The 12,703-nt window shown below is 75.4% G+C and carries 10 protein-coding genes and 1 riboswitch; of the genes, 6 read left to right on the top strand and 4 right to left on the bottom strand.

Features of this window, described 5'->3' with window-relative positions; translation table 11 throughout:
* Positions 1 to 24 precede the first annotated feature (24 nt).
* On the bottom strand, positions 25 to 852 hold the full coding sequence (locus CLV28_RS15925; RefSeq protein WP_100421583.1) for a putative protein N(5)-glutamine methyltransferase: 828 nt from the start codon (positions 850 to 852) through the stop codon (positions 25 to 27).
* Positions 849 to 1,373 (bottom strand): hypothetical protein, encoded by a 525-nt coding sequence (locus CLV28_RS15920; protein WP_100421582.1) that lies wholly within the window; start codon positions 1,371 to 1,373, stop codon positions 849 to 851. Before CLV28_RS15920 ends, CLV28_RS15925 begins: the two co-directional genes overlap by 4 nt.
* 68 nt (positions 1,374 to 1,441) lie before the next feature.
* On the opposite strand from CLV28_RS15920, the gene purN reads away from it, so the two are divergent.
* From purN to purH, 3 genes are all read left to right on the top strand, one after another.
* Positions 1,442 to 2,110 carry a phosphoribosylglycinamide formyltransferase gene (purN, locus tag CLV28_RS01800; protein ID WP_100421581.1) on the top strand — a complete coding sequence of 223 codons (669 nt, stop codon included), beginning with the start codon at positions 1,442 to 1,444 and terminating at the stop codon, positions 2,108 to 2,110.
* Between the two features lie 21 nt (positions 2,111 to 2,131).
* On the top strand, positions 2,132 to 2,536 hold the full coding sequence (locus CLV28_RS01795; protein ID WP_100421580.1) for a hypothetical protein: 405 nt from the start codon (positions 2,132 to 2,134) through the stop codon (positions 2,534 to 2,536).
* Positions 2,537 to 2,540: 4 nt separating this feature from the next.
* Positions 2,541 to 2,628, top strand: a riboswitch (ZMP/ZTP riboswitch).
* Positions 2,629 to 2,664: 36 nt separating this feature from the next.
* The gene (gene purH / locus CLV28_RS01790) at positions 2,665 to 4,299 is read left to right on the top strand and encodes a bifunctional phosphoribosylaminoimidazolecarboxamide formyltransferase/IMP cyclohydrolase (RefSeq protein WP_100421579.1); all 1,635 of its coding nucleotides are present in this window, start codon (positions 2,665 to 2,667) and stop codon (positions 4,297 to 4,299) included.
* A 90-nt stretch (positions 4,300 to 4,389) separates the two neighbouring features.
* Here the strand turns inward: purH and CLV28_RS01785 are convergent, their stop codons facing one another.
* Positions 4,390 to 5,844 (bottom strand): NAD(P)/FAD-dependent oxidoreductase, encoded by a 1,455-nt coding sequence (locus CLV28_RS01785; protein WP_100422330.1) that lies wholly within the window; start codon positions 5,842 to 5,844, stop codon positions 4,390 to 4,392.
* A gap of 44 nt (positions 5,845 to 5,888) precedes the next feature.
* Between CLV28_RS01785 and CLV28_RS01780 the strand changes: the two genes are divergently transcribed.
* Positions 5,889 to 6,323: a DUF3017 domain-containing protein gene (locus CLV28_RS01780; RefSeq protein WP_100421578.1), complete on the top strand. Its 435-nt coding sequence runs from the start codon at positions 5,889 to 5,891 to the stop codon at positions 6,321 to 6,323.
* Between the two features lie 105 nt (positions 6,324 to 6,428).
* Here the strand turns inward: CLV28_RS01780 and CLV28_RS01775 are convergent, their stop codons facing one another.
* Positions 6,429 to 7,574: an aquaporin gene (locus CLV28_RS01775; protein WP_157802447.1), complete on the bottom strand. Its 1,146-nt coding sequence runs from the start codon at positions 7,572 to 7,574 to the stop codon at positions 6,429 to 6,431.
* Positions 7,575 to 7,820: 246 nt separating this feature from the next.
* On the opposite strand from CLV28_RS01775, the gene CLV28_RS01770 reads away from it, so the two are divergent.
* Complete coding sequence (locus tag CLV28_RS01770; protein ID WP_100421576.1) at positions 7,821 to 9,041, top strand: NADP-dependent isocitrate dehydrogenase; 1,221 nt, start codon at positions 7,821 to 7,823, stop codon at positions 9,039 to 9,041.
* A 106-nt stretch (positions 9,042 to 9,147) separates the two neighbouring features.
* Entirely contained in the window at positions 9,148 to 12,702 is a 3,555-nt protein-coding gene (locus CLV28_RS01765; RefSeq protein ID WP_100421575.1) for an ATP-binding cassette domain-containing protein, read from the top strand.
* Position 12,703 lies beyond the last annotated feature (1 nt).

Raw genomic sequence — 12,703 nt, 5'->3', positions numbered from 1 at the left:
CCGCACGGCGCACGGGTCGCTCCGTCACGGAGTGCCCGTGCGCCGTGCGACGAGGACCGTCGCCCCGCGCTCGTCGTCGGTGACCACGCGGGTCGTCAGCCCGTGGTGCTCGAACGCGGCCACGGCGTCGGGCACCTGGCCGGTGCTCGCCTCGACGAGCACGTGCCCGCCCGGGGCGAGCCAGCGCGGTGCGGCCGCGGCCACGCGCCGCAGCACGTCGAGCCCGTCCGCGCCTCCGTCGAGCGTCACGGCCGGTTCGTGGTCGCGCGCCTCGGGCGGCATGAGGGCGATCGCGTCGGTCGGCACGTAGGGCACGTTGGCGAGCAGCAGGTCGACGCGTCGTGCGAGGTGGTCGGGCAGGGAGGCGTCGAGGTCTCCCTCGACGACGTGGCCGCCGAGCGGCTCGACGTTGCGCCGCGCGCACGCGACGGCCGCGGGCTCGACGTCGCTCGCCCAGAGCGTGAGGTCCGGGCGCCGGGACGACGTCGGCGCCGTCCCCAGCAGGTGCGCGAGCGCGACGCCGAGCGCTCCCGACCCGCAGCACAGGTCGACCACGACGGGGGAGCGGGGCGCGAGCCGCGCGGCCTCCTCGACGAGCAGCGCGGTGCGGGCCCGGGGCACGAACACGCCCGGGTCGACCGCGACGCGCACGCCGCAGAGCTCGGCCCAGCCCAGGATCGGCTCGAGCGGGAACCCGGCCACGCGACGTCCGACCATGTCCTCGAGGTCGGACGACGTCGCCGCGGCCGCGAGCAGGAGCGCGGCCTCGTCCTCGGCGAACACGCACCCCGCGGCGCGCAGCCGCGCCACGACGACGTCGAGCGCCGGGAGGTCGTCGCGCGGCGAGGTCACGGCCGGGCGTCGCCGAGGTCGGTCAGGAACCCTTCGAGCGAGCTCTCGTACGCGGACTGGCACGCGTCCGCGGCCTGGACGGTGATCGCCCCGGCCTGGCACTCCTGGAGCGTGGTCTGGATCTCCCACGTCAGCAGGCGCCCCGCGGACTCCATGCCGAGGAACCCGGTCAGGCCGAGGCCCACCGCGAGGGCGACGCCGAGGCCGCCGCGCAGTCGCGCGCGCCGGTGCGCGACCAGCGCACGCACGCCCATGACGGCCGCGACCACGGTCGTCACGACCGCGAGCGCGCCCCACGGCAGCGGGGCCCCCACGAGCAGGACGGTCAGGACCATCCACAGGCCGAACCGGAACACCGCGCGCAGGGAGGCGCGCACGACCTCGGGGTCGGGCTCCGCGTCGGGCTCGGGCGTGGGCGGGCCCGCGGGGCGCTCGACGACCGGTGCGCGGTGCGGCGTCGGCCGTGCGGGCGGCGTCGCCCCGGGCGGCGGCGGGCGGTACGGGTCCTGCGGGTCGGTCATGACGGCCTTCCGTGCGGCGCGTGTGGGATTCTGGTGCCGGCCCCATTCTCCCCGACCCTGGAGCGCCCGTGCACACGCCGTCCGGCCACCTCGTCCCCACGACCGGTGACGGCGCACGCGTCGTCGTCCTCGTCTCGGGCGGGGGCAGCAACCTCGCCGCGCTGCTCGCCGCGCACGACGACCCGGCCTACGGCGCACGCGTCGTCGGCGTGATCACCGACAAGCCCGGCGCCGGGGCCCTGACCCTCGCGCAGGAGGCCGGGGTGCCCAGCGCCGTCGTCGCGCCCGCCGACTTCGCGGACCGCGACGCGTGGAACCGCGGGGTCGCCGAGGCGATCGCGGTGTTCCGGCCCGACCACGTCGTGCTCGCCGGGTTCATGCGCATCCTGTCGCCCACGGTCGTGGACCGGTTCGCGGGGCGCATCATCAACACGCACCCCGCGCTGCTGCCGTCCTTCCCGGGCGCGCACGGCGTGCGCGACGCGCTCGCGCACGGGGTCAAGGTCACCGGCTGCACCGTGCACCTCGTCGACGCGGGCGTCGACACGGGCGTGATCCTCGCGCAGGCGACCGTGCCGGTCGAGGACGCCGACGACGAGGCGACGCTGCACGAGCGCATCAAGGTGGCCGAGCGTGCGCTGCTCGTCGAGACCGTCGGTCGCGTCGCCCGGGAGGGCCTGAGCGTCGACGGCCGGCACGCGCGGATCGGCCGGGCCGCGACGTCCGCCGACCGATAGCCTGGGTCCAGGGGGGATTCCATGAGGCGCATCACGTTCTGGCTCTGGATGGTCGCGACGGCGCTGCTCGTCGTGTTCTTCGTGGCGCCCGCCGTCGGGTGGTCCGTGCCGTGGGGGGAGTCGGTCGACCTCGCGCTGGCGTACTTCCTCGGCCCCGTCTGGCTGCTGTGCGCGCTGCTGCACCGCTGGGCACGCGACCGGGGTGCCCAGGTGCCGCCCGTGGCGGCCGTCCGCGAGGGGCTCCAGGGGATGGGAGAGATCCAGGACCTGGCGATCGGCCGCAGCTACGGACCGCTCGTCTACGGCTCGGACGACCTGGCCGCCACGACCCAGACCTTCGCCTACCGCGACCCGCTCGACGGCAGCGGCGTCGTGCCGCCGGCCGCGACCGGCCCTGGCCCGCACCCCCGCGACACCACGCGGTAGACTCGGCAGCGGCCGCGACTGGCGAGGGTGGGAACGACCACCGGGGAGCGGCTGATCGACCTGTGAGCGCGTCGTCCGCCTGGGCGCCTGGGATTCCGGTACCGCCCGCGACCCAGAGGAGCCCCTCGATGTCCGCCGCCCCCACCCTTCCCGGCGTCCAGATCGCCGACGACGCGCAGCGCCCCGTGCGCCGTGCCCTGCTCTCCGTCTACGACAAGACGGGCCTCGTCGAGCTCGCCACGGCGCTGCACGCCGCGGGCGTCGAGCTCGTCTCGACCGGCTCGACCGCCTCGACCGTCGCCGCCGCGGGCGTGCCCGTGACGCCCGTCGAGGAGCTCACCGGGTTCCCCGAGTGCCTCGAGGGCCGCGTCAAGACGCTGCACCCGCGCGTGCACGCCGGGATCCTCGCCGACACGCGCAAGCCCGACCACCTCGCGCAGCTCGCCGAGCTCGACATCGCGACGTTCGAGCTCGTCGTGGTGAACCTGTACCCGTTCGCCGCGACGGTCGCCTCGGGTGCCGGGCCGGACGAGGTCGTCGAGCAGATCGACATCGGCGGGCCGTCGATGGTGCGCGCCGCCGCGAAGAACCACCCGAGCGTCGCGGTGGTCGTCGACCCCGCCGCGTACGGCGAGGTCGTCGCGGCCGTCCAGGGCGGCGGCTTCACGTTCGCCGCGCGCAAGGGCCTCGCGGCGCAGGCGTTCGCGCACACCGCGGCGTACGACGTCGCGGTCGCGTCCTGGTTCGCGTCGGTCTACGCGCCGGACGGCGCCGGGTTCCCTGCGTTCGCGGGCTCGACCTGGGAGCGCTCGGACGTGCTGCGCTACGGCGAGAACCCGCACCAGCAGGCCGCGCTCTACACCGACGGCCGTGGCGGTCTCGCGTCGGCGACGCAGCTGCAGGGCAAGGCCATGAGCTACAACAACTACGTCGACGCGGACGCCGCCCGTCGTGCCGCGTTCGACCACGACGGCCCCGCGGTCGCCGTCGTCAAGCACAACAACCCGTGCGGCGTCGCCGTGGGCGACGACATCGCCGCGGCGTACCGCAAGGCGCACGCGACCGACCCGGTCTCGGCGTACGGCGGCGTCGTCGCGGCGAACCGGGTCGTGACGGCCGAGATGGCGCTCGCTCTCAAGCCCGTGTTCACCGAGGTCGTCGTGGCGCCGGGCTACGAGCCCGAGGCGCTCGAGGTCTTCGCGGCCAAGAAGAACCTGCGCGTGCTCGTGCTCCCGGAGTCGGCCCCCGCCGACGTCGAGCTGCGCCCGGTCTCGGGCGGCCTGCTCGTGCAGGACGTCGACCGCATCGACGGCGTCGTCACGGACGAGGACGGCACCGTCACGGGCGGCGACGACCCGCAGCACTGGACGCTCGTGACGGGCGAGCCGGCCGACGACGCGACGCTCGCGGACCTGTCGTTCGCGTGGCGCGCGGTCCGCGCGGCGAAGTCGAACGCGATCCTGCTCGCCGCCGACGGCGCGGCCGTGGGCATCGGCATGGGCCAGGTCAACCGCGTCGACTCGTGCCGCCTCGCGGTCGAGCGGGCCAACACGCTCGCCGACGGCCAGGAGCGGGCCCGTGGCGCGGTCGCGGCGTCCGACGCGTTCTTCCCGTTCGCGGACGGTCTGCAGATCCTGCTCGACGCGGGCGTGCGCGCCGTCGTCCAGCCCGGCGGGTCGATCCGCGACGACGAGGTCGTCGCGGCCGCGCAGGCCGCGGGCGTCTCGCTCTACCTCACGGGCACGCGGCACTTCGCGCACTGACGAGGCACGTCCCCTCGCAGGCCCGGCGTCACGACGCCGGGCCTGCGGCGTTCCCGGCCGGGACCGGGGAACGCCGTGACGCCCCGACGCTCAGACGACGTCGCGCCAGCGCACGCCCGGGTCCGTGGCGCGCGCGACGTCGACGAGCGGGCGTGCGTCGCGCGCGAACAGCCGTCGCGCCGCCCCGACGTCGCGCGGCGCGTCGACGAGCAGCACGGCCCGCAGACGACGCACGGCCGGGTCGGGGGACGCGTCGGGGGTGGGGGACGCAGCGGGGTCGGGGGACACAGCGGGTTCGGGGGACGTGGCCGGGTCGGCGGACACAGCCGGGTCGAGGTAGAGCGCGGCCCAGGGGCCCGCGCCCGGCTCGCCGCGGTAGTGGACCTCGCACGCGGGGTCGGGCAGGCCGAGCAGCGCGAGGTCGTGCCCGAGCTGGCGCGAGAACACGTAGGGCGCGTGGGTGCCGCCCTCGGGGGCGAGTCCGAGCAGGGCGCGCGCGGTCGGCTCGGGGTCGTGCAGCGCGGCCGACCAGTGCCCGCCCGGCACGGACCCGAGCACGGGGTGCTCGCGCCGTGCGCAGTCGCCCACGGCCCAGACCCGCGCCGCCGCTGCACCGGGGATCCCGTGGGCCGCGGCGGCCGCGGTCGCGAGGCGTCCGTCCGCGTCGACCGGCACCGCGCCCGCGGCGTCCAGCGGCAGGGAGCCGGCGAGCCAGGCGGTCGCCGGACGTGCTCCGACCGCGACGAGCACCGCGTCGGCGTCGACCGTCGAGCCGTCCGCGAGGTCGAGCCCGCCCGCGTGGACGGCCGTCACGGTCGTTCCCGTGCGCAGCGCGACGCCGGCCTGCGCGTACCAGCCGGCGAGGTGCGCACCGACCTCGCTGCCGAGCTGGCGCGCGAGCGGCGCGTCGAGCGCCTCGACGACCGTGACCTGCGCCCCGGCTCCCGCGGCCACCCCGGCGACCTCGGCACCGACCCAGCCGGCGCCGACCACGGCCAGGCGCGCGCCCGGGGTCAGATGCGGGCGCAGGCGGGCCGCGTCGTCCGCGGTGTGCAGCACGAAGGCCGCGTCCCAGCCCCGGGGACGCACGGGGAGGGACCCGCACGCGAGGACCACCGCGTCCGCCTCGACGAGCCCGCCGGGCGTCGTCACGCGCACCCCGGTCGCGCCGACCTCGAGCCGGGTCGCCGGCGCGGCGAGGCGGACGTCGGCGAGGGCGGCCACGTCGAGGCCCATCTCGGCGTCGAGCCACACGGGCGAGGGCCGGCTCAGGAGCTCCTTCGACAGCGGCGGGCGGTCGTAGGGCGCCACGCCCTCCGCCCCGAGCAGCGTGACCGTGCCCGTGAACCCGTGCGCGCGCAGGGCCGCGACGGTCTGCGCGCCCGCGAGACCGGCGCCGACCACGACGACCGACCGGACGTCGACGCCCGGTCCGACGCCGGTCGCGTCGGACGCGTCCCCGTCGGACTGCGCAGGGGTCGCCGCGGGGCGCGGCGCGGTGCGTGTGTCGGGGGCGGACGGCGCGTGCTGGTGCTGGTCGGGCATGGTCACACGGTAGCCGCGGCCCTGGTCGGCGGTAGGCTCGCCCCGTGAACGACCCTGCCCGCCCTCGCCCCGCGATCGACCCCACGGCGGTCCCGTGGAGCCGCGCGGGCGCCGCGGGTGCGCCCGCTGGTCCGCGCACGCCGTCGGGCGGGACCGCGCAGGATCAGACGGCGCCCGCAGGGGGTGCCGGCGCTGCCGGGACGCACCCGGCCGCCGCGCAGAGCCGGCGCCCCGCACCGGCGCTCTGGTGGGTCGTCGCGGGCGTCGTCCTCGCGACGGTGGTCGCGCTCACGGTCGACACGAAGCTCGGCATCGCGGTGCTCGCCACGACGTGCCTCGCGGCGGGCGTCGCGCGCGCCGTCGTCGCGGGCCCCGGCCCGGAGGGGATCACGAACCGGAGCCGGTCGGTCGACGTCACCCTGTTCCTCGGCGCCGCGGCCGTGCTCGTGTTCCTCGCGGCCATCGCGCCGGCGGCCTGACGCCCGCACCCCGGACGCGACGAGCCCCGCGCACGACGAGGCCCCGCGCACCAAGGGTGCGCGGGGCCTCGTGGCTCGACCGTCGGGCGGGTGCCCGTTCGGTGGTCAGGCCTTGGGCTGCTCGGGCGTCTCGTCGCCGTCCTCGGCGCTGCGCGCCTCGGCGGAGCCGTCCGCGGCCGGGGCGCGCGTCACGGTCGTGTCGTCGACGACGGAGTCGTCCGCGGCGGCGACCGGCTCAGCGGGGGCCGGAGCCGGTGCGGCAGGCTCGGCCACGGCAGGCTCAGCGACGACCGGCTCAGCGGCGACCGGCGCGGTCGGCGCGACGACGGCCTCGCTCGCGCCGAACGGCGCGTTGTTGACGGCAGCGGCCTCGTACTCGGTCGCGAGCGCGTCGGTCTCGCCGGCCGCGACCACGTCGTTCTTGAGCGGGGCGAACGACAGCGCGAACAGACCCGCGATCGCACCACCCACGAGCGGGGCGACCCAGAACAGCCAGAGCTGGCTCAGCGCCCAGTCGCCGGCGAACACGGCGGCCGCGGTCGAGCGGGCGGGGTTGAGCGAGGCGTTGGTGAACGGCGCGGTGACCATGATGAGCGACGCGAGCGCGAGGCCGATCGCGATCGGGGCGAGCTTGGTGTTGGCACGCTTGGACGTCACGCCCAGGATCACGCCGACGAACACGGCGGTCGCGAGGACCTCGATGAGCAGGGCCGAGGTGAGGTCGAAGCTGAATGCCCCGCTGGTCGCGGCGGCGAGCGGCGAGTTGTCGCCGTAGCCGTTCGCGACGCCCGCGAAGAACTTCGCCTTGGTCGTGTCCGGGTCCACCGCGCCGAGCTGCGCGAGGATCGGCAGCGCGCCCGAGGGCAGGGTCGCCCACAGCACGAACGCGGCGGCGATGCCGCCGACGAGCTGCGAGACCCAGTAGAGCGGGACGTTGATCCACTCGGTGCGGCCGGCGATCGCGGCACCCAGCGTCACGGCGGGGTTGAAGTGACCGCCCGAGATGTGACCGACGGCCGCGATCGCGGCGAGCACCGCGATGCCGCCCGCGAGGGCGACCGCGAGCGTGAGGCTCGAGTTGGTGAAGCGGCCGTACAGCGCGACGCCGCAGATGGCGAGCACGAGGAAGAAGGTGCCGAACGCCTCGACGAGCATGCGCGTGCCGACGTGCGGCGTCGCGGTCTCGGCGTCCGTGACGGCAGGGGCGGGCGCCGGGGCCGTGGCGGCCGGCGCGGCGAAGTCCTGGGACATGGTGTTCCTGTCTGAGCTGGCGGTGGTCGTGGGACGCACTGCCTGCCCACGCGTCAGCGTCGGACGTCGCGCCCACCTGTCGTCCCGCATCTTGCCACCGTTCGGGGCTCAGATGCGCGATCTGACCGGGAACGTCGCGGATCTCCAGGACCTTCACAGGTTCGGCGGAAGTATCTTGACGTCAAGAAGATCAGTTAGTCTGGTCGACGGAAACCCACACCTCATCCCGCAGGGAGTTCATCGCGCATGGGCAAGATCAAGGTAGTCGGACCGGTCGTCGAGCTCGACGGCGACGAGATGACGCGCATCATCTGGCAGTTCATCAAGGACCGCCTCATCCACCCGTACCTCGACGTGGACCTGCGCTACTACGACCTGTCGATCCAGAACCGTGACGCCACGGACGACCAGGTGACCATCGACGCGGCGAACGCGATCAAGGAGCACCACGTCGGCGTCAAGTGCGCCACGATCACGCCCGACGAGGCGCGCGTCGAGGAGTTCGGCCTGAAGAAGATGTGGGTCTCGCCCAACGGCACGATCCGCAACATCCTCGGTGGCGTCGTCTTCCGCGAGCCGATCATCATCTCCAACATCCCGCGCCTCGTGCCGGGCTGGAACAAGCCGATCATCATCGGCCGCCACGCGCACGGCGACCAGTACAAGTCGACGAACTTCAAGGTCCCCGGCGCCGGCAAGATCACGATGACCTTCGAGCCGGCCGACGGCTCCGAGGCGCAGAAGTTCGAGGTCGTGACCATGCCCGAGGAGGGCGGCGTCGCGATGGGCATGTACAACTTCAACGAGTCCATCAAGGACTTCGCGCGCGCCTCGTTCGCGTACGGCCTGCAGCGCCAGTACCCGGTGTACCTGTCGACCAAGAACACGATCCTCAAGGCCTACGACGGCCAGTTCAAGGACCTGTTCCAGGAGGTCTTCGACGCCGAGTTCGCCGAGCAGTTCGAGGCCGCGGGCCTCACCTACGAGCACCGCCTCATCGACGACATGGTCGCCTCGGCCATGAAGTGGGAGGGCGGCTACGTCTGGGCGTGCAAGAACTACGACGGCGACGTGCAGTCCGACACCGTGGCCCAGGGCTTCGGCTCGCTCGGCCTCATGACGTCGGTCCTCATGACCCCGGACGGCCAGACCGTCGAGGCCGAGGCCGCGCACGGCACCGTGACCCGTCACTACCGCCAGCACCAGCAGGGCAAGCCGACGTCGACCAACCCGATCGCGTCGATCTTCGCCTGGACGCGCGGCCTCATGCACCGCGGCAAGATCGACAACACCCCCGAGGTCGTCGAGTTCGCCGAGACGCTCGAGAACGTCGTCATCACGACGGTCGAGTCGGGCAAGATGACCAAGGACCTCGCGCTCCTGGTCGGCCCGGAGCAGGAGTGGCTCACGACCGAGGACTTCCTCGCGGCCCTCGACGAGAACCTCGCGGCGCGCCTCGCCGCCTGATCCCTCGCACGTCCGACGCCGGCCGTCCCTCCGGGGCGGTCGGCGTCGTCGTCCCCGGGGAAAATACCGGGCGCGGCCCGGCACGCGTCCTTACGATCGCAGGACCATGACCTCGCCCTCCGCACCCGCCGTGACCCGGGCGGACGCCGCCCCCGCGCGCCGTCCGTCGTCCGACCCTGCGCGGCGGCTCGGGCCGCGTCGCCTGCGCGGGCCCGTCACGGTCGTCGCGCTCGCGGCGCTCGTGGTGGGGACGGTCGGGGCAGCGCTGGGCACCGTCGTCGCGGGCGAGCTCGCCGAGGCCGCGACCCTGGCCGGCGTCCTCCTGCTCGCGCTGTGCGTCGTGGGCGCGGCGGTGGTCGACGCCGCGGGCCAGGTCGTGTGGGCGGGTGTCGTCGACCGTGCCGAGGGCCAGCTGCGCGAGGACCTGCTGAGCGCCGCGCTGCACCAGCCGCTCGCGACGCTCGGCGAGCAGGCCGTGGGCGAGGTGCTCGACCGTGTCGACGACGACACGCACGCGGTCGGCGCGCTCGTGCGCCGCCAGCTCTGGTCGGCCGGCCGCGCCGTGGTCGGCAGCCTCCCGCTGTGGGTCGTCGCGGGGCTCACCTGGTGGCCCGCGTGGGCGCTGTTCCCGCTGCTGGGGATCGCCACGTTCGTGGTCGTGCGCCCGCTGCTCGGCGAGATCGCACGCCGCAAGGTCGTCGAGGAGGTCGCCTGGACCGACGACGCCGCAGCGCTCGAGGAGGGCGTCGCCGCGCGCGACGACCTGCGCACGAGCCTCGGGCAGGCGTTCGCGCTGCGCCGCCTCGCGGAGGCGTCCGCCGCGGTGCACCGTACGATCCTGCGGGTCGTGCGCGTCGAGGCGCTGCTCTCGTGGCGCGCGGGCACGCTGCTGCACGCACTGCTCGCCGGCACGGCGATCGCGGGCGTCGTGCTCGTGGTCACCGACGAGCTCGACGTCGCGAGCCTCGTCACGCTGTTCCTCGTGACCGCGAGCTTCGTCGGGCAGATCGACATGCTGGCCCGGCACATGCCCGACATCCAGGAGGGCGTCGGCGCGATCGTGCGGATCCGGCAGATGCTCGACGCCGAGCCGGAGCCCACGGGCGGCCTGCCGATGCCCTCGGGCACCCTCGACCTCGAGCTGCGCGACCTGCGGTTCGCGTACTCCGAGGGCACGTTCGCGCTGCAGGACGTCTCGCTGGTGCTGCCCGCCGGCCGCACGGTCGCGCTCGTGGGACGCACCGGGTCAGGCAAGTCGACCCTCGCGTCGCTGCTCTCGCGCGCGGTCGAGCCCGAGCGCGGCACCGTGCTGCTCGGAGGCGTCGACGTGCTCGACCTCGACCTGCAGGAGCTGCGCTCCGCGGTGGGCGTCGTGACCCAGCGCACCGAGATCTTCGCGGGCACGCTCGCGCAGAACGTCGCGCTGTTCGCCGACGTGCCCCGCGAGCAGGTCGAGCGTGCGGTCGCCGACCTCGGGCTCACCGACTGGGTCGCGACGCTCCCCGACGGTCTCGACACCCCGCTCGGCCCCGGCGGCACGTCGTTGTCCGCGGGCGAGGAGCAGCTCGTCGCGTTCGCGCGCCTGCTCGTGCGTGACGTGCGCGTCGTGGTGCTCGACGAGGCGACCGCGCGCATGGACCCGCTGACCGAGGCGCGCGTCGTGCGGGCCTCCGAGCGACTGCTCGGCGGACGCACCGGCGTGCTCGTCGCACACCGCCTCGGCACGGTCGAGCGCGCCGACCACGTCATGGTGCTCGACCACGGGCGCGTCGTGCAGCAGGGTCCGCGCGCGCAGGTCGCCGCTGCAGGACCGTTCCGCGCGCTGCTCGAGGCGAGCCGCGAGGCGGACGGCTCGCACCTCGACGACTCAGCAGGCGACGACTCTGCAGGTGGTGACGTGGCAGGAGACGACCCGCCGGAGGTGTCCGCCGTCGGCCGGCGCCGCACGGGCACGCCGCCGCCCGCCCCGGAGCCCGGCCACGGGCCGAGCCTCGCGCGCGGGATCGCGCACGCCCTCGTCGTCCGACCCTGGTGGGGCGTGATCGGCGGGCTGCTGTACCTCGCGATGAGCGTGATCGCGGCGCAGGGCGTGCTCACGGGGTTCCTGTGGGGTCGCGCGGTCGAGACGCTCCAGGACGGCGGCACGCCCGGCGTGCTGGTCGGGGTGCTCGCGGTGCTCCTGCTGCTCGTGCCGGTGTGCGGGTACGGGGCGTTCATCCTGTACCCGCGCTGGTGGATCGAGGTGCTGCTGCGCGTGCGGGTCGCGGTGCTGCACGGGCAGACCGCGCAGTACCGGCTGCCGCGCACTCCGCCCGGGGAGGTCGTCGCGCGCGCCCTCGACGCCGACAGGTTCGTGCAGTACGCCGACCGGTGGGTCGACCTGATCAACGGTGTCGTGATCGTGGTGCTCACGGTCGCGCTCAGCGGGTCGTGGCTCGCGGGCGTGGTGCTGCTCGCGGTGCTCGTGCTCACGGCGCTCGTGGCGGTCGCCGGCCGGCCCGCGGCCGGACGCTCGGCGACCCGCGCGTCGTCCGCCCGGGCACGGTTCGGTCGGTCGCTCGTGTCGGTGCTCGACGGCGCGCGCACGGTCAAGCTCGCGGGTCGCACCGACGCCGCGCACGCGCACCTGCGGCAGGTCGACGCGGGGCGCGTCGACGCGGCCGTGCGCGAGCACCGCGTGCAGGCCGTGCTCCAGACCGTCCCGAACGTGCTCGTGCAGGTCGGGTTCGTGGCGGCCTGGGGGCTGCTCCTGGCCGGCACGTGGGACCTCGCGACGACGCTGCTCGTCTCGGGCGCGGTCAGCGGGTTCGCCTGGTTCGGCGTGGTCGCGGGTGCGGTCGTGACCGACGCGCCGGGCACGCGCGCGTGGCAGCGCGCGACGGCCGAGCTCGCGGGCGGGGCCGACCTGGTCGCGCTGCCCGCGGGGGTCGACCTCCTCACGGGGGCCGCGCCCGCGCCCGTTCCGCAGCCCGCGGAGAGGCTCGAACGGCTCGAGCTGCGCGACGTGCGCGCGGTGCACCCCGACGGGACGATCGGCGTCGAGGGCGTCGACCTCACGGTCGCGCGCGGCGAGCTCGTGCTGCTGCTGGGCCGGGTCGGGTCGGGCAAGTCGAGCCTGCTCGGGGCGCTCGCCGGGCTCGTCGACCACACGGGCACGATCGCGTGGAACGGGCGGACCGTCACGGACCCGCAGGCCACCCTGCGCCCCGGTCGCGTCGCGTACGTCGCGCAGGTGCCGCGCGTGCTCTCGGGCACGTTCGCCGACAACGTGCGCCTCGACCACCCGCGCGAGGTCGACGGGCCGCTCGCCGCCGCGCGCATGGAGCAGGACGTGCGCGAGGCGGGCGGGACCGACGCGCTCGTCGGCCACCGCGGGGTGCGTCTCTCTGGCGGTCAGGTGCAGCGGCTCGCGCTCGCCCGCGCGCTCGCGACGCGCGCCGAGGTCGTGCTCGCGGACGACGTCTCGAGCGCGCTCGACGCCGCGACCGAGGTCGAGCTCTGGGAGTCGTTGCGCGCCCAGGGCGCGACGGTCGTGGGCGCCACGTCCAAGCGGGCCGCGCTCGCCCGCGCCGACCGCGTCGTGGTGCTCGCCGACGGCATGGTCGCGGCGTCGGGCCCGTGGTCCGAGCTGGCGCCGCGCTGGGGCGCGCTCGCGGGCTGAC

It is taken from the genome of Sediminihabitans luteus, assembly GCF_002797595.1.
Taxonomy (GTDB): Bacteria; Actinomycetota; Actinomycetes; order Actinomycetales; family Cellulomonadaceae; genus Paraoerskovia; species Paraoerskovia lutea.
Note: the sequence above shows the minus strand (reverse complement) of the source record. Positions and strands in the feature narration are given on the sequence as shown.